We start from the raw sequence: 21,247 nt of genomic DNA, 5'->3' as shown, positions 1-21,247 counted from the left end.
TGCTTGGCAGTCTCAGGAAACACGGACAGATGCTGTTGGCTTAGGCTCTTTGGTGAAAACGGATAAATCTATCTTTTTCTTGGCTTACAGTATTGGGGTAGTTCCTGTAGGAAAGAATACAATTTACTGTATTTCTCTTGTTTCACCCATAGGTCAGGTGCTACAAGGTAAAAAGGAGGGGGAAAACTTCGCTTTCAATGGCGTTGAACATCAGATTCTTAGCCTTTCTTAAATTTGTCTAGATGTCCTAATAGTCCTGTAAGGCCTCCTGTATGGATAAACAAAATTCTGCTGTTTTCAGTGAAATAACCTTTTTTAATCAAGTCGTGTAACGCATATGCCACTTTCCCGGTATAGGTAGGTTCGATCATTATTCCTGTCGAAGCAACGAATTCTTGTACAAAGGCAAGCAAATCAGGCTTTGTCTTAGCATATCCCCCAAAATGATAATCAAGATGGAGTATTGTCTGGTCTGTTGGAGCATTGAATTTTTTTATTTCATCCAAGATAAATTCCCCATTCTTCAAAACAGGAACAACGTGTAATAGCGTTTTCCATTTATGGTCATTAATACCTATAGCTATGCCTGCTGCAGTAGTTCCTGTTCCCGCGGCACAAAAGATATGATCATACTCTTGTTTGAGTTCGGATATTAGCTCTTTACACCCCCACGTAGCCTCCAAACCTGAGCCCCCTTCATTGATAAAGAAGTAATCGTCTTTGTTTTCCAGTTGATAAAAGAGGGCATCTTTGTCTTTGTACTCTTCTCTTGAGACAAAAAGGAGTTTCATGCCGAAGAGTCTACACATATCGAGTACGGGATTTCGGACTTCTTCTCCTCTTACAAAACCAATTGTTTTAAGATTAAATGTTGCTCCAGCACAGGCTGTAGCTAGTAAATGGTTGGACCATGCCCCGCCTAAAGTCACTACAATCTTTTTGTTCTCTTGCTGTGCTTTCTGAAGATTATATTTAAGCTTTCGCCACTTATTCCCCGAAATAAAGGGGTGTATCATGTCGTCCCTTTTCATAAAGACCTCTACACGATGCTGCTTATATAAAGGATGCTCAACCTTTTGTTCCGGACTATAAATATGCATAAGTGGAAAGCAAAAAATAATCTATATAAACTCCAATAATTTTAATTGTAGCAGAGCCAAAGTTAATAGATTTTGCGTGATTTCCTTTACTTTTGTAGAATGTCAGAAGATATAGAATTAATCGAACAGGAAGAGCAGGAGTTATACGAGCACGTACGTATCGTGGTTGAGAAGGGAGTCAATCCCGTACGTATTGACAAGTTCTTGATGAATAGGATTGAGAACACCTCCCGTAATCGCATACAGAATGCCATAGATTCCGGTTCGGTAAGGGTCAATGATAAAACTATCAAGGCGAGCTATAAGGTAAAACCAGCGGACATTATTACGGTGGTGTTGCCTGACCCTCCACGAGATACGGAAGTTTATCCGGAAGATATTCCAATAGATATAGTTTATGAGGATGATGATGTGCTTTTGGTAAATAAAGAGGCCGGTATGGTTGTGCATCCGGGCTACAATAATTACAGTGGTACGTTAGTCAATGCTTTGACTTATCACCTTAATCAGCTGCCGGTGATGCCGGGGAATACCGGTCGTCCGGGTTTGGTGCACCGTATCGACAAAGACACTTCAGGGCTGCTTATCATTGCCAAGAATGAATGGGCCATGACGTATCTGGCTAAGCAATTTTTCGAACATTCTATAAGCCGTAAGTATGTAGCTCTAGTATGGGGAGATATAGAGCAGGATGGGACCGTGAGCGGATATATAGGAAGAGATATAAAAGACCGACGTATCATGTCGCTATATGATGACCCAGAAAAAGGTAAATGGTCGGTCACCCATTATAAGGTTTTGGAAAGATTAGGGATGGTAACACTCATAGAGTGTCAGCTGGAAACAGGACGCACCCATCAGATCCGAGCACATATGAAGTCTATAGGTCATCCGCTATTTGGCGATACCAGTTATGGAGGCGACCGCATTGTGAAAGGCACTTCCTTTAGTAAGTATAAGCAGTTTGTGGATAACTGTTTATCTATTTTACCTAGACAGGCACTTCATGCTAAATCTTTAGGATTTGAGCATCCTGTCAGCAAACAGAGAATGGACTTTGAGGTGCCTCTGCCACAAGATATGGAACAAGTGTTGGAAAGATGGAGAGCTTATGCTCAACAGATGAATAGTTAAGAAAGGAAAAGAATATGCCGATACACTATATAAATTTTAACGGACAGATTGTTCCTGAAGATTCCAAGCTATTTTCTGTGGATAGCCGTGCACTCCGCTATGGGGATGGTCTTTTTGAGACCATGCTGTATCAGGGAGGAGAAATACGTTTTCTACATCTTCATGTGGACAGACTTCAGCGAGGTATGCAGAAGCTACAGTTGGAACAGGTGTCCATGTTTGATGCATACTTTATCAAGAAAATAACAGATGATCTTATCCGAAAAAACAATATGTTGGGGCAAAGGGTGCGGGTACGCCTTATCGTCTTTCGTGAGGGAGGAGGCATCTATACGCCCGTAACCAATAAGTCGGCCTTCATCCTCCAAGTACATAAGCTAGAGACGGAAGTAAGGGATAAAAAGGTAGGCCTAATCGTCGACCTGTTTACGGAAGTTAAGAAGCCGTATAGCGATCTTTCGGCGTTGAAGACCAACAATGCCTTGGTTTATGTGTTGGCTGGAAACTTCAAACGTAAGTTTGAGTATGATGATGTCTTTATTCTCAATCAGGAGGGGTTTCTCTGTGAGGCATTGACCTCCAACATTTTCGTTTACTTCGATAAAGTGCTGTATACACCTGCTTTAAATCAGGGATGTGTAGAAGGTATCATGCGCAAAGTCGTGATGGATATGGCGGCAGATGAGGGGATTCCGGTCGTGGAAGCGCAGATTAACCCGGAAATTATGAAAAAGGCTGACGAGCTGTTTTGCACCAATGCAGTACAAGGAATACAGTGGGTCATGGGATATAAGCAGAAGCGCTACTTCAACAAAATTTCAAGGCTGATGCAAGAAAAATTATTAAACTGGTCCTATAATAAAGAGGAGTAATCGATAACTTTTCGGAAGTTACCTTACTTTTGTTGAAAATATCTCATAATATCATTTATAAGTTGAAATAAGTTTTTGCTACGTAGGCATTTCCTTATTTTTGTTTAACAAAAAACATGGTTGTGTCTGCAAGGGCATCATCTCAATAGTAGTATTACATGGAATTAAAACTGAAAAGACCGTTAGCATTTTTTGATCTAGAGACAACAGGAGTTAATATTGCTACGGATAAGATTGTAGAAATTTCTATTCTGAAAGTTAATGTGGACAATTCGGAAGAGGTCTATACAAGGAGAGTAAACCCTGGCATTCCTATTCCGAAGGAATCTTCAATGTTCCATGGTATATACGATGAAGATGTAAAGGATGCCCCTACATTCAAAGATATAGCTCAGGAGATAGCAGATTTTATAGGTGACGCCGATTTGGCGGGCTACAATTCTAACAAGTTTGACGTGCCTATGCTGATGGAAGAATTTCTTGCTGCAGGAATAGACTTCAGTCTGGAGGGACGTTCTTTCGTGGATGTACAGAACATTTTCCATCAGATGGAGCAACGTACGCTGAAGGCAGCCTATAAGTTTTATTGTGGTAAAGAATTGGACAATGCCCATCAGGCCGAGGATGATGTGCGGGCAACGTATGAAGTGTTGAAAGCACAGTTGTCGAAGTACGAAAATGAAAGCTTTGTCGATAAGCATGGCAATGTCTCTTATCCGGTGGTAAATGATGTGGAGGCCTTGCACCGCTTTACCAATCTGTCGCGTCCAGTAGACTTCGCAGGACGTTTTGTCTACGATGAAGAAGGAGAGGTGCTCATAAACTTCGGTAAACATAAGGGAAAGAGACTGAAAGACGTCTTTGAAAGCGAGCCTAGCTATTATGCTTGGATGCAAAACGGTGATTTTCCATTGTATACTAAACGTATCTTGGAGAAGGAGTGGATTGCTTTCAAAAATGCTAAGGCCGAACAAAAACAGCAGCCGTCAAAGGTGGAACACAAAGAAAACATCCAAAAGACGGACAAGAAGCCTGAGCCTATCACGAATGACATGCTTATGAGTTTGAAAAATAAATTTGGTAATAAATAAAGTAAAAAGTAAAAGTATAAAATAATATTCGATGAATAAAGAACAAGTAGCAGAGCATATTAAGTGTTTGATTATCGGCTCGGGGCCTGCAGGCTATACGGCAGCTATTTATGCTGCACGTGCAGATTTAAAACCTGTAGTATATACGGGCATCGTACCGGGAGGTCAGCTAACACAAACCACTGAGGTGGATAATTTCCCAGGTTATCCCAATGGAATCAAAGGGCCGGAGCTCATGGAAGACTTAAAGCTGCAGGCTGAACGTTTCGGTACGCAGGTGCGTTTCGGTTATGTTACTAAAGTGGATTTTTCCAAAGATGGAGGTCTTCACTATGCCGAGATTGACGGAAATACTGTTGTCTCTGCGGATACGGTGATTATCGCTACTGGGGCCACTGCCAAATGGTTAGGATTAGAGTCAGAACAGAAATATAATGGGTTTGGGGTTTCTGCCTGTGCTGTATGTGACGGTTTCTTCTTCAAAGGTCAGGATGTGGCTATCGTGGGGGGCGGAGATACTGCCGCCGAAGAGGCTACCTATCTAGCAAAACTATGTAATAAGGTGTATATGTTGGTACGTCGTGACGAATTCCGCGCTTCTAAAGCTATGTATCACCGTGTAATCAATACACCAAATATTGAAGTGTTGTATAATACCGAAACAGAAGAAATTCTAGGAGATGGCCAGGTGGTGACAGGAGTGCGTGTCAGAAACAATAAGACCAACGAAACCAAAGAATTGGCGGTAACTGGTTTCTTCGTTGCTATCGGTCATAAACCGAATACCGAGCTGTTCCAAGGAATTTTGGATATGGACGAAACAGGTTATTTGATTACGAAGCCAGATTCTACAGCAACCAATATTCCTGGTGTTTTTGCTGCAGGAGACGTCCAAGACCATGTGTACAGACAGGCTATCACCGCTGCCGGAACAGGATGTATGGCCGCACTAGAAGCAGAACGTTATCTTGCCACTAAAGAAGATTAATCCTAAAAATATTTAGTCTATTCATTCATATTTAAAACAAAGAGAGCTTCCGAAAGGAAGCTCTCTTTGTTTTATGCTGTTTGTGTTAGTTTTTTTTCGTTTTGTAATACGATAAGAGATATAAAGGATGAGCAGCCATATAGGTATAAGCTCTACCGAGATACGTAAACCTGTAAGCCACATCATAGCCAGCACGCCAAACAAAAAGAACAAAGTAAGATAATTGCTCCAAGGGTACAAAAGACTAGGGAACTTTGTCTTATGGTTTTCTTTGACCTTGCTTTTTTTGAAGTAAAGGTGCGTCCAAGATATCATAATCCAGTTGATGATCAAGGCTGAAACAACTAGGGACATTAATATTTCCAAGGCTTGCTCCGGCATAATCTTATTGATGATGATACATATGGTCACGAATGCCGCGGACACGAGCAAAGCTGTCACGGGAGCATGGTTCTTGTTAAGCTTCTTTAGGAAGCGCGGGGCATTGCCTTGCTCCGCAAGGCCGTAAAGCATGCGTGAGTTACTATATACACAGCTGTTGTATACCGACAGGGCGGCAGTCAATACGATAAGGTTAAGCGCATTGGCGATAAGTCCCATAAAGTTGTAAGTCTGACCGAAAAGCGTGAAGTTTTTACCTTCCAACACGTTGAAAACTTCCACAAAAGGACTGGTATTGGCGGTAATATTTCGCCAAGGCATCAAGGAAAAAAGAATAAATAAAGCTCCTACGTAGAATATGAGAATCCTTACCAACACCTGGTTGGTAGCTTTAGGAATGTTCTTCTCCGGATTTTCGGCTTCCGCGGCCGTGATTCCAACTAGTTCCAGCCCGCCGAAAGAGAACATGATGATGACCAAAGCTGCCAACAGCCCTTGATAACTGCCATCTTCATTCTGTTGAAACCATCCCTTTGGGAAAAAACCACCATCATTGACAAGGTTCATTACTGTAGCTTGATCGCCCTTAGCTCCCGTAATAAGCAGATATGAGCCAAACAATATCATGGCAATGATAGCTGACACTTTGATTATGGAAAACCAAAATTCGGTTTCTCCATAAACTTTCACGGAGGTCAGGTTGATAGCATTTATCACGATAAAGAAGAATAAGCTGGAAACCCAAAGGGGTATGTCGGGCCACCAAAACTGAATATAAACACCAATGGCAGTAAGCTCAGCCATACTTACTAGGATGTATAGAATCCAATAGTTCCATCCCGAAGCGTAACCGGCAAAAGGTCCCCAATATTTGTTGGCGAAATAAGAGAAACTGCCCGATACGGGTTCGTCAACTACCATTTCTCCCAATTGGCGCAAAATAAAAAAAGCAAATAAGCCTGCAATGGCATATCCCAAGATTACGGCAGGACCAGCCAAAATTGCTGCCTTGCCAATGCCAAGAAAAAGACCTGTCCCTACGGCACCTCCGATAGCGATAAGCTGAATGTGTCTGTTGCTTAGTCCTCTTTTAAGTTTCTTTTCGTTATTCTCTTTCACCTTTGTTTGTGTTAATGTGTTGATGCCCTATACCGATAATTTCATCCCAGTATGTTCCGGGCTTTCTGTAATAAGCTATGGCAATATATTCATTTTCTGTCTCAAAATGCGAACCCGAAAATAAGTCGGTAATTAATTTGTTGTTTTTTATCGCATTATACTCATAGTTGTATAACCCCTGTTTTAATAAGAGGGTAGTGGTCCATAAAGTATTTCTTTCGTCATAGGTTAATTTATTCGTAGAATCTTTCTCAAAATTATTGAAACCACCGATTATATAAATATTTTCTTCCTTTTTTTTATCCGCTGTCAAAGCGAAACGTACAAGCACATACTCACTTTGTATTTCTGCACTTTCATAGTCCAAGTTACGGATGAAATAACGTCCGTTGTCATCGGGAATATAGATATAATTATTCGTTTTTAAATCTTTATCGGCAAATAAAATGACCTTTGTGGTGTCTCCACGAATAATTTCTTTAATGGAGGAAGAGGCATTTCTTATACTGCGGATGTCTGCTGTTCTAAATTCGTTGTTAGCTTTAAACTCCAAGGTCGTAGGCGCATCAAAGATTAATTTGTGGGCTTCTACCTTGGTAGGTAACCGTAAGATTTGTTTGCTGTCTTCACGCTGATTCTGTAATACATGAAGTTGAAACTGAGTTTGAGGATTGCTGATTTCTATTGCTGTTTTCAGCGTGATATTTAGCTTTTGATATTCTCTTTTACTGTCTATTCTGGAAGAGGGAAGTACTGCTATTTCCAAATGGGAAAGCGGCTTTACTACGAATATTTTTGAGGTAAGTATCAGTCTGCTTTTATCGCCACTTTCATAGACTTTCAGCAGGTAGTTTCCTCCAAGCTTTGGCTTCACATACTCGTTAGGAAAGGTAAAACTATAATGTGTATAGGGAATCCGTGTATTTTGTGACAATTTGATTTCTTCGATGCGTGCTTCATTGAAACCGCCGGCATAGTCCATTGCAGGTAAGTTGCTGGGGCTCCCGTCGGCGTTGCAATGTTCAAGACTGTAATACAACGATCTTATATCTGCACGCAAATCATCAAAAGATACTTTTATCTTTTCTGAGGTTCCTAAAGTTATGATAGGAAGAGAGCCTTCCTGATCTTCCGGGAAAACCTGTACGGTCTTTATCGTAGATAGATAAACTTTGTTTTTATATTCCAGTGGACTCTTTTCAGTAAGTAGTAGGTTACTTTTGGAGGATGGTTTTTGAGCAAAAACAACTATTACAGAGTGTAATAATATTGTGAAAAACAATGATTTGTAATTAACCATCTAAAGTTTTACTATATTATTTCATGTTAACGATTTTATCCACGATATAAACAGTATTTCCGCGCCACGGCAATACGCCATGATATTCTTTGTAGTGCAGGTCGAAGAATTTTCCGCTATTGCTTTCAAGAATATGAAAGATGGAGTCGCTTTCTATAGAAAAAACGAATTCGTTGCTAGTCAAGGTGCCAGCTCTTCCACTACCAAAACCTTCTTGGATGAGCTTTCCTTCGTACGTTTTAAACAGATTACCTTTCTTGACAGCGTAGTTGAGATAGCCCGACTTTACACCTTCCCCAAATACAAAATAGTATTTCCAATATACATAGCCGCCTGCTGCTAAGAAGAGGATAAGCACTAGCCAAGCCAAGAAAGATTTAACCTTAGACTTTACTTTTTGTGATGTATTTTGTGTTGATGCTGTTTCCATATTTTTATCTTGATACATAAATATAATTAATGTTTTATAATTTATATATCTTCACTTATATAGAAAATTAAAGTTGTAGCTTTAGGGCTATAATAAAAAAGCCTTTCGCAGGGAAAGGCTTCTGTATAAAGCGTGTGTAGTTTTATAATGAGCGCATCGCTTCTTGGATACGCTGCTGTGTTTTGGAGCTTACCCGAACTAGTGGCAAGCGGACATAATCTTCTCCGAATCCAAGTTCTTTCAGAATATATTTTACGCCGCAAGGATTTCCTTCAACAAAGCATAATTCGGTTATTTCCAGAAGTTTGTAGTGTATATCTCTAGCTTCACTATACTTACCTTCCACGCATAGATGGGCTAAGGTAGATACATATTTAGGGTAAGCATTACCGACTACGGAGATGATACCAATGGCTCCCAAAGCCATCATTGGCAATGTCGCCGGATCGTCGCCTGAGATGAGCTGAAAATGTCCCGGCTTGTCGCGAAGTATTTCCGAAAATTGTGCAAAATTTCCGGAGGCCTCTTTTATAGCTACTATATTTTTAAATTCTTTTGCCAAACGTAAAGTAGTTTCTGCTGAAATATTGGAGCCGGTCCTTCCCGGAACATTATATAGAATTATCGGTAGTTTAGATACTTCAGCTATAGCTTTATAGTGTTGATATATGCCTTCTTGTGTTGGTTTGTTGTAGTAGGGAGATACAGAAAGTATGGCGCAGAAACCTTCTGTGTCGAAGTTTTTTACGGCTTCTACAATCTCTAGGGTGTTATTGCCGCCAATGCCGGCTACTAGTGGCACTCTGCCCTTGACCTTATCCTTGGTGAATTGCCAAACCTTCTTCTTTTCTTCAGAGCTTAATGTTGCAGTCTCACCGGTAGTTCCTAATGAAACCAAATAGTCCATTCCTTCACTTATTTGAAACTCTATAAGATTTCCTAAAGTTTCAAAATCAATACTTCCATCTGCATGAAAAGGTGTAATCAATGCTACACCTGCTCCTTGAATCTCCGTCATCTTTTTGATAATTATTATTTTACTTTATTCTTTATTAATCATAGCCAACAATTCCTGATCGGAAATGATTGGGATATTTAGTTTTTGTGCTTTAACTAGTTTTGAAGGCCCCATCTTGTCACCTGCTACCAAGAAGTTGAGCTTGGATGAGATGCTGCTCAGCATTTTGCCGCCATGAGACTCTATAAGTTCGGTAAGCTGCTCTCTAGAGTAGTCAGCAAAAACTCCTGAGATGAGGAAGGTTTTTCCTTCCAAGCTGTTGCCTGCTCTAACAACTTCTTTTTCTTCTATGTGGAATTGAAGACCGTAACTTTTCAGCTTATTCAGCTCTGCTATATTATCGGTATTGTGTAGATATTGATGGATACTTTCCGCGATACGGATTCCTATATCCTGTACGGAAGCGATTTCCTCAATACTTGCTGCTTGTAAGTTATCTAAGGATTTGAAATGCTGCGCTAGTTTTTTTGCTACCGTTTCTCCTACATGACGTATGCCCAAGGCAAACAACACTTTCTCGAAAGGTTTACTTTTGGAATCTTCAATACCTTTGAGCAGGTTGTCTATGGACTTCTGGCCAAAGCGCTCTATGGTTACCAGCTCTTCGCGTCTGTGATGTAGGTATATAGGTCCGAAATATGACGTACCAACCCCAAACGGTAGAATGTTTCTATTGTTTCATCTCCCAGACCTTGAATGTCCATCATTTTACGGCCGATGAAGTGCTGCACTTTACCGACAATCTGAGGTTTACATCCATTTTCGTTAGGACAGTAGTGTACAGCTTCACCTTCCTGCCTTATCAGTGGTGTGTTACACTCCGGACAGTGGGTAGGGTATACTATAGGCTTGGCGTCAGGTTTGCGTTTTTCAGGGTTTGCTGCAATAATTTTAGGAATGATTTCGCCTCCTTTTTCCACAAAGACGGAGTCTCCTTCGTGAAGGTCCAGCCTTGCAATTTCGTTGGCATTGTGTAGGGAGGCTCTTTTCACTGTTGTCCCTGCCAGCGGCACCGGTTTTAGATTAGCTACCGGTGTGACAACTCCTGTTCGGCCTACCTGATAGCTTACACTGAGCAGGGTAGTTTCAACCTGTTCGGCCTTAAACTTAAACGAGGTTGCCCAGCGTGGCGATTTGGCGGTGAAGCCTAACTCTTCTTGGTACGGATATTCGTTAACCTTAATAACTATACCATCAATTTCGAAAGAGAGTTTGTGTCTTGCTTGGTCCCAGTAATGGATAAACTCTAATACTTCGTCTATGGAGCTGCAAAGTTTGGTGTGTTCTGACACAGGGAATCCCCATTCTTTCACTTTTTGAAGACTTTCCCAGTGCGTGGAGAACAACTTATTGCGGTTGTCCATATACAAGAAATACAAGAAGCAATCCAATGGTCGTTTGGCTACTTCGGAAGAGTCCTGTAGTTTTATCGTTCCTGCGGTGAAGTTGCGTGGGTTGGCGTATGTTTGTTCACCGTTTTCTTCACGTTCTTTATTTAATCTCAAGAATGCTGCTTTATGCATGAAAATCTCGCCACGTATTTCAAACAGGTCGGGATAGTCACCTTGTTTCAGCTGATGCGGAATCTTGCGTATAGTTTTAACATTTTGAGTAACTTCATCGCCCTGCATACCGTCACCGCGTGTCACTGCATGTGTAAGTTTGCCCTTTTCATAGGTAAGGGAGATGGAGATACCGTCGAATTTAAGCTCACAGACGTAATCCACGGGATGGCCTATAGCTTTTTGCACACGGAGGTCAAAATCCCTCAGCTCCTGCTCACTGTAAGTGTTGCTTAAAGACAGCATCGGCCAGCGATGCTTTACCGTATTGAATTTGCAGGTGATGTCACCACCTACTTTCAGGGTAGGTGAATTTGGATCTCTATATTGTGGATATTCTTTTTCTAAACGCTCTAACTCTTTTAGCTTGATGTCAAATTCATAGTCCGAAATAACGGGGTTTGCCAATACATAATATTGGTAATTGTATTCGTTAAGTTCAGCTGTTAATTGTGCGATTTTTGCTTGAATATCTTGTGACATACGCGACGAAATTAATAAAATTTAAATGCTTAAAATAATTTAAAAACCAATATTTTATGAGTTATAACTCATAAGATAAAGGTTTGAAAATGGGGTTATTCGATGAAAAAAGTGATGCTAAAAATTATCTGCTGATAAGTTTGAGAATTTATGAATTTTATTCACATAAAAATCCCAAATGATGGATTTTCTATATATGCCAAAATTGTTTGTTTTTGCTGAATTTTTTTTGCGTTTTTTAGAGTTTTTAAACAAATGAAGAAGAAAGTGCTGATGTGCACGGCTTATTGCCCATGCATCTTTGGCTTTTCCTTGCACCAAAAACTGGATAAGTGCCAGCAGGTCCATCCAGAAGCGGATAAAAATCACAGCAACAGCCTTTACTGTTGGGAGGTTCTTCTGAAGCATGATGAGGTTATTCCTAAAATTGAGGTAAGTTTTTTTAGGGTTACTGGTGTTTAATGTTCCTCCTCCCACGTGATACACTACGCTGTCCGGACAATAGCCGATCCTATAGCCCCGATTTTTAAGTCTCCAGCAGAGGTCTATTTCTTCCATATGGGCGAAGAAGTCTGCATCAAAGCCACCCACTTCTTTCCATACCGAAGACTTGATAAAGAGGGCGGCACCGGTAGCCCAAAAGATTTCTTTGACATTGTCGTACTGACCTTTGTCTTCTTCCACGACATGAAGGATACGTCCACGACAAAAAGGATATCCTAAACTGTCTATATAGCCACCTGCTGCTCCCGCATGTTCGAAATGTGTCTTTTTGTGGTATGCTCGAATTTTGGGCTGTGCAGCCACAAAATCTTCTTTTTCCATGAGCTCGATGACAGGCTCTACCCAGTTTGGTGTCACCTCCACATCCGAATTCAGCAAGACATAGTAGTCGGCATCCACCTGCTCCAGAATCTTGTTATAACCGCCGGCAAAGCCGTAGTTTTTGTCATTTTCGATAATGCGTACCAGCGGGAAAAATTCTTCCACAAAAGCTACAGAGTCGTCCGTAGAACCGTTGTCTCCAACTACAAATTCTATATTGGGATATGTACTGTTATATACGGATGGTAAAAACTTTTCTAAAAAATATCTACCGTTCCAGTTTAAGATGACTATGGATACTTTAGGATAATTTGTCATGATTTATTCCTTCGTCTGTCTTTTCCATCTATTATGTGTCCACAGCCAATAGGGAGGATTTTCTCTAATCATTTTCTCCGTAAATTGGTTATGGATCTGTGTTATTTCGTGTTCGCCATATTGCGACGGATCTTCAACTAATGTAGTAAATTTACAGTAATAATACCCTCTTTTTTCTTTTCGGCCTATATGACAATATACTACTGGAAAGTTGGTCATCTTAGCAATGCGCTCTGTACCGGTATAAACCAATGCTTCCTGATTGAGAAAAGGCATAAAATAGTCCGAATCTTGGTAAAGAGGCGTCTGGTCGGCAACAAACATGCTGATATGGGGGGTATTGGCGTAGTCTGACGATATGGCGCAAAATCTGCTTCATAGGCACCATCGTTGCTCCAAAACGGGTACGTATATCGTTATATACTTCGTCGAAAGCCTTATTGTTGAGAGGTTTATAGATAATAAGTTTGGGATGTTCGGTAAGCAATGAAAGCCGGAAGATTCCCCATTCCCAGTTGCTGTAGTGAGCCGTCACACCGATAATAGCCTTTCCAGCATTGAGGTGTCGATGTACTTCTTCCTCATTGATTAGCTCCATACGCTTCAACACTTCTTCGGCGGAAAGGTTGGCCATTTTGATACATTCTACGATAAGATCAGGAAAGTATCTATAAAATTTTTTTGCAATATGTAGAATTTCTTCTTCTGATTTTTCGGGAAAGGAATTTCTTAAGTTTTTGAAAACTACTTTTTTACGGTAGCCTATGATATAATATATAAGCACATACAATACATCCGATAAGAGGTACAACACGCTGAAAGGAAGCTTGGAAAGAGTCCAAAATACGATTTTAAGGATGCTTTTGCTCATTAATGATTGTTGCTTTATTGTTGTACAAATATCCTCAAATTAACTTATTTTTGCCCTAAATTTTAAAATAAGTAAGAGAATATGTCAAATTCAATCGTCTTAGCAGCCAGCTATCTTCCTCCGGTTTCTTATTTTCATGCCATAGCGAAAAACGAGGGTGATGTTTTGCTGGACAAATATGAACATTTCCCGAAGCAGACCTACCGTAATAGAGCGAGGATAGCCACGGCGAATGGTGTATTGGATTTGATTGTTCCCATTCAGCATGGACGTAAGGAACGTATAGCCATGAAGGACATCCGTATCAACTACGACCATGACTGGCAACGTCTGCATTGGTTGAGCATGCAGACCGCATATAGAAGTTCGGCTTACTTCGAATACTATGAAGATGATTTTCGGCCTTTCTACGAAAAGAAATATGACTTCTTGCTTGACTATAATGTGGCTCAGCTCGAACTGCTGTTAAAATGTCTTAAGCTCAAACGGGCGATAAACTTTACGGACACCTATGAGAAGGAGTATCCTTTTGCGGACTTTAGAGACGCTATCCATCCGAAAAAGGAATCCATTATGAAAGATCCTAAACCTTATTATCAGCTTTTCGAAGACCGTCATGGCTTTTTGCCGGATTTAAGTGTGGTGGATCTGATTTTCAATCAAGGACCACAAAGTAAAAGCTATTTATAAGATTAAAAACCTTTTAGGTTTTTGGGTTGTTTACTACAAAGATCCTGAAAGGTTTTATGAATAAATTTATCTTAGTATTAACACTTCTTGTATTTCCTTCATACTATAGTTTTGCCCAGCAGGGAGCAGACACCCTTCATTATAGGAAAGTCTATTATTTTGCCGGCACGGGGTTGGCTTTACCTATAGGTAAGAGCAAGGACGTGTTGTCTCCGCAGCTTTTTGCAGGAAGTATGGGGTTGGATATATCGCTGAACAATCCCAAATATTATTTATATCCGGCACTTTATACATTCAATTTCGACTATACGCAGCGAATCCATGATTCGGATTATTCCCATATCATTGACGATGGGACGGCGAGCATATATATGCTTAGCTTGGCTGGAGGTCTGCGTAGGCAGATGAGTCGCCTTAACACCTATGCTTATGCGGGTCCAAGTTTTGGCTTGGTGAAAGAGCCACGGGCCCAAGAAATAGGAGAGGTGATAAAGATTCATAACGAAATTTTTTTTGCTGTAGGTGCAAAAGTTGGTGTTGGAGCAGACTATAAGTTCAAAAGTTTTTTCCTCGGAGGAGAAGTGGGATATATGCGGCATTTTACCAAAATTCAGAGGAGACCTTTTCATGCCTTGACCATACTGTTTGGGCTCAAGTCAGATATTACAAGGTTGAAAGAGAAGGTATTAGATATCATTGATAAGGATTAAAAGTGTTAAAAATATGTTAAACTGCTTTATGAATGTAATAAAAGTAAGTGTGCGGACGTTTTAAATGTGAAATAAGAAGGATTTATACATTATTTCATATTGTTTATATTCATAATTTCATATTTAGGTTAATAATTGGTTTAGTGATCCCTGAAATGCCCGTTTCAGGGATTTTTTATTAAACAATTTTTATAAAAACTATGTTTTGGCATATAATTTGCGGCAGTGGGGCGAATTATATTCATTATATAATTCATATTTAGGTTAATAATTGGTTTGGTAAAGCCCCTTGCGCCAGCAAGGGGTCTTTTGTTTAAAATTTCATCTTCCTAAAATAGTATTGTGCGTCTTGGTCTGTAATGGTTCGCAATATTTTACAGGGATTTCCGGCAGCAACGACATTTGCGGGTATATCTTTGGTGACTACAGCCCCGGCTCCGATGACGGTATTATCTCCTATGCTTACACCCGGATTGATTACTGTATTACCTCCAATCCATACGTTATTTCCAATGCGTACGGGAAAAGCATACATCACTCCTTGATTACGTAATGACGGATGCACAGGGTGGCCGGAAGTGAATATGGATACATTCGGTCCGAGTAGGACGTTATCACCAATATTTACCTCCGCACAGTCTAAAATTACCACGTTGTAATTGGAAAAGAAATTTTCGCCGATGCTTATGTTGAACCCATAGTCACAATGAAAGGGCTGTTCAACACAGAAGTGAACTCCAACCTCTTTAAAAAGTCCACGGATGAGAGCTTTACGCTGACGTAGATTCTTAGGGTCAATTAGGTTATAGCGTTGGCAAAGTTGCTGCGCATGAAGGTGTTGTTGCCGCAATTCTTTGTCCGAGGCATTATAAGGCTTACCACATAGCATTTTTTCTTTCTCGGTCATATCATTGTCGTAGGATAATTTATTGAAGATAAGTAAAAGTCATTTTTATACCATTAATTTGCTTAAAGACGATGCTATACCCGAAATATAAGTATCTTTGGACATATAAAAAGGAGAAGTTTGGAAATAAAGAAAAATAGAATAGGTATTCTCGGAAGTGGAAGCTGGGCTACAGCCATGATTAAAATGTTGACCGATAATACGGTTGACAAAGAGGTGTTTTGGTGGGTACGCAAGCCTGAGGATATAGAGTATATCAAAAAATACAAACATAATCCAAGTTATCTTTCTGCCGTAAACATTAAAATTCCTAACAAGCATATTTATACTGCTGTCCGTACGGTGGTGGAAAAGTCGGATATCGTGGTGCTTAACACGCCGGCGGCATACCTTAAGGATGCGTTGAAAGGCCTTACAGTCCAAGATTTTGAAGGAAAAATCGTGGTGTCCGCCATTAAAGGTATTATTCCTGAAGAAAATCAGATTGTAGGAGAATACCTGCATGATACGTATGCAATACCCTTAGACCATATTGTCGTCATCGGAGGGCCATGCCATGCCGAGGAGGTGTCGGCAGAGAAGCTGTCCTATCTGACATTTGGATGTAGTGCTATCGACATAGCGGAAAGGGTGGCAGTACTCTTCGGTGGAAGATACATTCGTACAATTCTGTCCGACGACATCTGGGGAATAGAATATGGTGCGGTTTTGAAAAATATATATGCCTTGGCTGGCGGTATTTGTCATGGCTTAGGGTATGGTGATAACTTCCAGTCAGTTTTAATCTCCAATGCGATACGGGAAATGGAATATTTTGTGCAGGCTATAGCTCCCAAGGATAGAGACATCAAGGCGTCAGCTATCTGGGTGACCTGTTGGTGACGGCCTATTCGCAATTTAGTCGCAACAGAACTTTCGGAAACATGATTGGCAAGGGCTACAGCGTGAAGTCAGCCCAGCTGGAGATGAACATGGTGGCAGAAGGTTATTATGCTTCTGATTGTATTCAACGCATCATCGGCAAATATAATCTGGACATGCCTATCTGCAACATGGTGTATCAAATACTGTACAACAACAGTCCGGCAGCAAAAGAAGTAAACACATTAGCGCAAAAATTAACGTAGGTAAGATGATTAACTAAAGAACATATTGCTGAAACCTATCAGACTATTCAGGATGAAATCACACAGGCTTTGGAGCCTTGGATGGCAAAGCTAAATTTCAAGAAGAACTTTGGCAGAGAGAAGGAGGAGGTGGCGGCAGAACCCGCATCATTCAGAATGGAAATATTCTGGAAAAAGGAGGTGTAAACTTTTCGGCAGTTCATGGTAAACTGCCGGAACCTATAAAAAAATCTTTTGGTGTCGACGAGGATGAATTTTTCGCTACCGGCGTATCTATCGTTATCCATCCCAACAATCCACATGTGCCAATCATTCATATGAACATCCGCTATTTTGAGCTGAATGATAAGATACGTTGGTTTGGTGGTGGTATCGATCTTACACCTCATTACGTGATAGAGGAGGATGCTAAATATTTTCATCAACAGATGAAAACGGTATGCGATAAGCATCATCCAACCTTTTATGAAGAGTTCAAGAAATGGGCAGACAATTACTTTTTTATTAAGCATAGAAACGAAACACGAGGTATTGGCGGTGTATTCTACGATAAGCTGACACCCGAAAAGTCGGGATTAAGCCTTGAAGAGCTTTTCAATTTCTCTTGTGATTTGGGAAGAACTTTTGCTCCTACTTATGCGGAATTGGTAAACCGCCATCGTCATCAATCTTTTACCGAGAAAGAAAAGGAGTGGCAACTGGTACGCAGAGGACGTTATGTAGAGTTCAACTTGGTGTACGATGCAGGAACAAAATTCGGCTTAGAGACTAACGGACGTATAGAGTCCATACTGATGAGTTTACCTACACAGGCTAACTGGTTCTACGATTATAAGGTGGCAGCGGGATCTGCTGAGGAAAAGACATTATCCTTATTGAAAAAAGATATAAATTGGGTTTAAGAGCAGATATTAGATGGTAAATTTTAGTCGTTTCAAGCTGGATAACGGTTTGACTGTACTGGTCCACGAAGATCATACCACAGCAATGGCTGTGGTCAACATATTATATAAGGTGGGAGCACGTGATGAGTCTCCCGACAAAACGGGCTTTGCTCATCTTTTCGAACATCTGATGTTCGGAGGTTCCGTCAATATTCCTAACTATGACGCCCCCTTGCAAGCCGTAGGAGGGGAGAATAATGCTTTTACCACAAACGATATTACGAACTACTATATTACGCTTCCGGCAAACAATCTGGAGACAGCTTTTTGGTTGGAGAGCGACCGTATGTTAAGCTTAGCTTTCAGCAATCAAAGTTTGGAAGTGCAGCGTCAGGTTGTATGTGAAGAGTTCAAGCAACGTTATCTCAATCAACCTTATGGTGACGTATGGTTGAAGCTGAGGCCCTTGGCCTACAAGGTACATCCTTATCGATGGGCTACTATAGGCAAGGAACTTAAGCATATTGAAGAAGCGACGATGGAAGATGTGAAAGCGTTTTTCAAGAAATATTATACTCCTCAGAACGCTGTGATGGTGGTGGCAGGAGCTGTACAGCTCGATGAGGTAAAGCAGTTGGTGCAGAAATGGTTTGGCGACATTCCATCGGGAGAGCCTGTAGTGCGGGATATTCCTAAGGAGCCGCAGCAGGTCGAAGCACGCTTCGAAAGGGTAAAAGCAGACGTTCCTGTGGATGCAATCTATATAGCTTTCCATGGCCCTGAAAGAATGGAAGCAGATTATTATGCTGCTGATCTGATTACCGATATCTTGTCCAGAGGTGCTTCATCTCGCTTGTACCGTGCACTGGTGAAAGAGCATCAGCTTTTCAGCGAGATCAATGCCTATATGATGGGAAGTATAGACAGCAACTTGGTGGTCGTAGAAGGAAAGCCTTTGCCACATCTTTCATTGGAAGAGGCCGAACAACATATTTGGCAACAGCTGGATCGGCTGAAAGAAGAGCGTATTGAGGAGCAGGAACTTCAGAAAGTGAAAAACAAGGTAGAATCTACGATGCTGTTTTCCGAACTCTCCATTCTGGATAAGGCAATGAACTTAGCGTTTTTTGAAATGTTGAGCAAGGCAGAAGATTATAATAGGGAAGTGGAGAAATATAGTGCTGTTTCTTCCGAGGATATACTTCGCGTAGCCAATGCCGTATTTAGAAAGGAAAATTCATCGACCCTTTATTATCAATCAAACGCTAAAGAACATGTTGAATAGAACAGTACCTCCGGCTTTTCAAAGCATCAAGGATATTACGATTATACAGCCGGAAGAAATAGTATATAAAAATGGACTTAAAGCTTTTGTTTTTCAAGCTGAAAGCTTGGATCTGCTAAAGTTTGAGTTTACGTTTGCCAATATCTATACGCAAGAAGAGCTGGCCTATCTGAATCCAATACTGTCTTCCATGTTGAAGGAGGGGACTCAAACTCTTTCGTCAAAGGAAATTGCCGATACTATAGATTTTTATGGCGCTTACCTGATGCCGGAATACAGCTTAGACCATACATCGTTAACCTTATACACGATGCATAAATATGCAGATAAGGTTTTGCCGATAATGGCCGATATTCTTAGGAATGCAAGCCTGCCACAGAAAGAGTTGAATACATATATACGTAACAATAAGCAAAGCCTCCAAATATCGCTCCAGAAAAACGATGTATTGGCACGGCGATACTTTTATGATGCTGTCTTTCGGGGAACGCGCTATGGTGTATTGCCTACAGAGGAAAAATATGATGCTGTGACACGTGAGCAGCTATTGAATCTTTTCCAGCATCAGATATATCCTTCTAACTGTACGTTATTTATTGCCGGAAGAGTCGATAAGCCTATACATGATTTGGTTAGCCAATATTTCGGTGAGGATTGGAAAAACGAACAGAAAGAGCTTAACGCAAATGCTCTTAGTTTTGATGCACATACAACGGAAGTCGTAGTGGTAGAGAAACCCGAAGCTTTGCAATCCGCTATTCGTTTGGGAACCACCTCCATTAGACGTGCTCATGAAGACTTCCCTGCCTTACAGTTTGTCAATACCTTGTTTGGAGGATTCTTCGGCTCACGCCTCATGCGTAATATTCGTGAGGAGAAAGGATACACCTACAGTATAGGTTCTTATGTAGGTAATCTGAAATACACGGGCTTTTTTACTATTGCCACAGAAGTGGGTGTAGCTTCCACTCAAGATACGTTGAAAGAAATCGCAACAGAATTTGACAGGCTCAGAAGTGAACCTCCACAGCAGGAAGAAGTGGATTTGGTTCGCAATTACATGCAAGGAGTGATGCTTGGTAGTCTGGAAAGTATCTTTTCGCATGTGGATAAATTTAAAGCTACCTATTTCTCCGGGTTGACTTTAGATTATTACAGATATTATTCGGATGTATTAAAGGCCATGACTCCAGCAAAAGTGCAGGACATAGCTATTAAATATTTTGATTACGATAAGCTCTACAAAGTTGTTGTAGGAAAGGTGTAATACTAACGCATTCGGACTTGATCTGTCCGAATGCATATTATTGCCTTTCAGCTTTCTTTTTTAGAGCCTTATTCATAGCTTCAAACCCTAATCTTGTATTTTTCGTGTTGAAAAAAGGTACGATAAGTCCACGGAAGGTTTCTTTGTGTATAAAGGTAGAAGTTCCATCTGCATGTTCTACAATTTCAAAATGATGCCTTCCGTCGAATAGCCCCGATATTCCTAACTTGCCCAACCATTGTAGAGACTTATTTGCTTCCATCATAGTCACTTTAGGGGAGAACGTCATTTCGCTGTTCGGTGAGCTTTGAATGCGAACTTTTATCTTGTTTCCGACGTTTAACTCTCCTTGTAACTCCTTTATAAATGGATTCCATAAAGGAAAAGATGCCGTGTCTGTTAATATTTGCCAAATCCTGTTTGCAGGTGCTTGGATCTGAATCTGAGTTGTTATAGTCTTTGTAATCATAATTTTTCTTTTGCTTACAAAGATCTCGGAAGAAGAGCATATTGCTCTTGACAAATGTCAAGAAATCAAAGTAGCTTTTTTCTTATTCGGCTCAGTGTTTCGGGAGTTATACCCAACATGGATGCGATATATTGCAGAGGTATTTGGTTAAATAAGTCTTTGTTATTTTGGAAAAAGAGCTGATAGCGTTCTTCCGCACTCATAGCTATATGAGAATATATACGTTCTTCCAAGGTGGTGAAGCAGTGAATGATAAAATGTTTTTCCACTTCATTCCAATCTGGAAGTATGTTATGGATTTGTAGGTAATCTTGTTTTGTGATGACAAGAAGCTGGCAGTCCACCAAGGCTTGCATGTTCCAGCGAGAAGGTTTATACTCCGGGATATTTCATCACCGTACTTACCTGCTTTATGT

The 21,247-nt window shown here is 40.6% G+C and carries 21 protein-coding genes and 3 pseudogenes; 12 read left to right on the top strand and 12 right to left on the bottom strand.

Annotated elements, in window-relative coordinates:
* Nucleotides 1-232, top strand: a pseudogene (locus tag SD31_RS17260) (hypothetical protein); the annotation flags it as partial.
* On the opposite strand, the gene SD31_RS07350 reads toward SD31_RS17260, so the two are convergent.
* Nucleotides 219-1,100, bottom strand: coding sequence for a 1-aminocyclopropane-1-carboxylate deaminase/D-cysteine desulfhydrase (locus SD31_RS07350; protein ID WP_039053657.1), 882 nt, complete (start codon nucleotides 1,098-1,100; stop codon nucleotides 219-221). The pseudogene SD31_RS17260 and the gene SD31_RS07350 sit on opposite strands and share 14 nt — an antisense overlap.
* Before the next feature lie 99 nt (nucleotides 1,101-1,199).
* Between SD31_RS07350 and SD31_RS07345 the strand changes: the two genes are divergently transcribed.
* The 4 genes from SD31_RS07345 to trxB all read left to right on the top strand — a co-directional run bounded on the left by SD31_RS07345 (nucleotide 1,200) and on the right by trxB (nucleotide 5,185).
* The gene (locus SD31_RS07345; protein WP_039053656.1) at nucleotides 1,200-2,234 is read left to right on the top strand and encodes an RluA family pseudouridine synthase; all 1,035 of its coding nucleotides are present in this window, start codon (nucleotides 1,200-1,202) and stop codon (nucleotides 2,232-2,234) included.
* Nucleotides 2,235-2,248: 14 nt separating this feature from the next.
* Entirely contained in the window at nucleotides 2,249-3,106 is an 858-nt protein-coding gene (locus SD31_RS07340) for an aminotransferase class IV (RefSeq protein ID WP_039053655.1), read from the top strand.
* Nucleotides 3,107-3,264: 158 nt separating this feature from the next.
* On the top strand, nucleotides 3,265-4,197 hold the full coding sequence (locus SD31_RS07335; protein ID WP_039053654.1) for a 3'-5' exonuclease: 933 nt from the start codon (nucleotides 3,265-3,267) through the stop codon (nucleotides 4,195-4,197).
* Between the two features lie 31 nt (nucleotides 4,198-4,228).
* Nucleotides 4,229-5,185: a thioredoxin-disulfide reductase gene (gene trxB / locus SD31_RS07330; protein WP_039053653.1), complete on the top strand. Its 957-nt coding sequence runs from the start codon at nucleotides 4,229-4,231 to the stop codon at nucleotides 5,183-5,185.
* A gap of 21 nt (nucleotides 5,186-5,206) precedes the next feature.
* Here trxB and SD31_RS07325 read toward each other — a convergent pair whose 3' ends face one another.
* From SD31_RS07325 to SD31_RS07295, 8 genes and pseudogenes are all read right to left on the bottom strand, one after another.
* Nucleotides 5,207-6,685 (bottom strand): amino acid permease, encoded by a 1,479-nt coding sequence (locus SD31_RS07325; protein WP_052258759.1) that lies wholly within the window; start codon nucleotides 6,683-6,685, stop codon nucleotides 5,207-5,209.
* Nucleotides 6,672-7,985, bottom strand: a complete 1,314-nt coding sequence (locus SD31_RS07320) for a DUF5103 domain-containing protein (protein WP_082021864.1) — start codon at nucleotides 7,983-7,985, stop codon at nucleotides 6,672-6,674. The genes SD31_RS07325 and SD31_RS07320 overlap by 14 nt, the downstream gene beginning before the upstream one ends.
* 16 nt (nucleotides 7,986-8,001) lie before the next feature.
* On the bottom strand, nucleotides 8,002-8,415 hold the full coding sequence (locus SD31_RS07315; protein WP_052258760.1) for a hypothetical protein: 414 nt from the start codon (nucleotides 8,413-8,415) through the stop codon (nucleotides 8,002-8,004).
* Between the two features lie 142 nt (nucleotides 8,416-8,557).
* Entirely contained in the window at nucleotides 8,558-9,433 is an 876-nt protein-coding gene (gene dapA, locus SD31_RS07310; RefSeq protein ID WP_039053652.1) for a 4-hydroxy-tetrahydrodipicolinate synthase, read from the bottom strand.
* A gap of 24 nt (nucleotides 9,434-9,457) precedes the next feature.
* Nucleotides 9,458-11,478, bottom strand: a pseudogene (ligA, locus tag SD31_RS07305) (NAD-dependent DNA ligase LigA).
* A 117-nt stretch (nucleotides 11,479-11,595) separates the two neighbouring features.
* Nucleotides 11,596-12,621, bottom strand: a complete 1,026-nt coding sequence (locus SD31_RS07300) for a glycosyltransferase family 2 protein (RefSeq protein WP_039053651.1) — start codon at nucleotides 12,619-12,621, stop codon at nucleotides 11,596-11,598.
* A gap of 3 nt (nucleotides 12,622-12,624) precedes the next feature.
* Entirely contained in the window at nucleotides 12,625-12,897 is a 273-nt protein-coding gene (locus tag SD31_RS20080; RefSeq protein WP_262506570.1) for a lysophospholipid acyltransferase family protein, read from the bottom strand.
* The gene (locus tag SD31_RS07295) at nucleotides 12,842-13,492 is read right to left on the bottom strand and encodes a lysophospholipid acyltransferase family protein (protein WP_262506569.1); all 651 of its coding nucleotides are present in this window, start codon (nucleotides 13,490-13,492) and stop codon (nucleotides 12,842-12,844) included. Before SD31_RS07295 ends, SD31_RS20080 begins: the two co-directional genes overlap by 56 nt.
* Nucleotides 13,493-13,573: 81 nt before the next feature.
* Between SD31_RS07295 and SD31_RS07290 the strand changes: the two genes are divergently transcribed.
* Together SD31_RS07290 and SD31_RS07285 are read left to right on the top strand one after the other, a co-directional pair.
* Nucleotides 13,574-14,182, top strand: a complete 609-nt coding sequence (locus SD31_RS07290; RefSeq protein WP_039053650.1) for a WbqC family protein — start codon at nucleotides 13,574-13,576, stop codon at nucleotides 14,180-14,182.
* A 56-nt stretch (nucleotides 14,183-14,238) separates the two neighbouring features.
* Nucleotides 14,239-14,892 (top strand): hypothetical protein, encoded by a 654-nt coding sequence (locus SD31_RS07285; RefSeq protein WP_039053661.1) that lies wholly within the window; start codon nucleotides 14,239-14,241, stop codon nucleotides 14,890-14,892.
* Between the two features lie 313 nt (nucleotides 14,893-15,205).
* Here SD31_RS07285 and SD31_RS20785 read toward each other — a convergent pair whose 3' ends face one another.
* Nucleotides 15,206-15,799 (bottom strand): sugar O-acetyltransferase, encoded by a 594-nt coding sequence (locus tag SD31_RS20785; RefSeq protein WP_039053649.1) that lies wholly within the window; start codon nucleotides 15,797-15,799, stop codon nucleotides 15,206-15,208.
* Between the two features lie 120 nt (nucleotides 15,800-15,919).
* On the opposite strand from SD31_RS20785, the gene SD31_RS07275 reads away from it, so the two are divergent.
* From SD31_RS07275 to SD31_RS07260, 5 genes and pseudogenes are all read left to right on the top strand, one after another.
* The gene (locus SD31_RS07275) at nucleotides 15,920-16,681 is read left to right on the top strand and encodes an NAD(P)H-dependent glycerol-3-phosphate dehydrogenase (RefSeq protein WP_316929803.1); all 762 of its coding nucleotides are present in this window, start codon (nucleotides 15,920-15,922) and stop codon (nucleotides 16,679-16,681) included.
* Entirely contained in the window at nucleotides 16,678-16,926 is a 249-nt protein-coding gene (locus SD31_RS20780; RefSeq protein WP_316929802.1) for an NAD(P)H-dependent glycerol-3-phosphate dehydrogenase, read from the top strand. Before SD31_RS07275 ends, SD31_RS20780 begins: the two co-directional genes overlap by 4 nt.
* A gap of 24 nt (nucleotides 16,927-16,950) precedes the next feature.
* Nucleotides 16,951-17,828: pseudogene (hemF, locus tag SD31_RS07270) on the top strand (oxygen-dependent coproporphyrinogen oxidase).
* A gap of 13 nt (nucleotides 17,829-17,841) precedes the next feature.
* A complete protein-coding gene (locus SD31_RS07265) occupies nucleotides 17,842-19,095 on the top strand; it encodes a M16 family metallopeptidase (protein ID WP_039053648.1) in 1,254 nt (417 codons plus the stop codon).
* Entirely contained in the window at nucleotides 19,085-20,362 is a 1,278-nt protein-coding gene (locus SD31_RS07260; protein WP_039053647.1) for a M16 family metallopeptidase, read from the top strand. Before SD31_RS07265 ends, SD31_RS07260 begins: the two co-directional genes overlap by 11 nt.
* Nucleotides 20,363-20,399: 37 nt before the next feature.
* Here the strand turns inward: SD31_RS07260 and SD31_RS07255 are convergent, their stop codons facing one another.
* Both SD31_RS07255 and SD31_RS07250 read right to left on the bottom strand, forming a co-directional pair.
* Complete coding sequence (locus SD31_RS07255) at nucleotides 20,400-20,831, bottom strand: SRPBCC domain-containing protein (RefSeq protein ID WP_082021863.1); 432 nt, start codon at nucleotides 20,829-20,831, stop codon at nucleotides 20,400-20,402.
* Between the two features lie 65 nt (nucleotides 20,832-20,896).
* On the bottom strand, nucleotides 20,897-21,187 hold the full coding sequence (locus SD31_RS07250) for a Crp/Fnr family transcriptional regulator (RefSeq protein WP_052258757.1): 291 nt from the start codon (nucleotides 21,185-21,187) through the stop codon (nucleotides 20,897-20,899).
* Nucleotides 21,188-21,247 lie beyond the last annotated feature (60 nt).

The organism is Sphingobacterium sp. T2 (assembly GCF_000814685.1).
Classification (GTDB): Bacteria; Bacteroidota; Bacteroidia; order Sphingobacteriales; family Sphingobacteriaceae; genus Sphingobacterium; species Sphingobacterium thermophilum.
The sequence above is the reverse complement of the archived record's forward strand: the minus strand, read 5'-3'. Positions and strand labels throughout refer to the sequence as shown.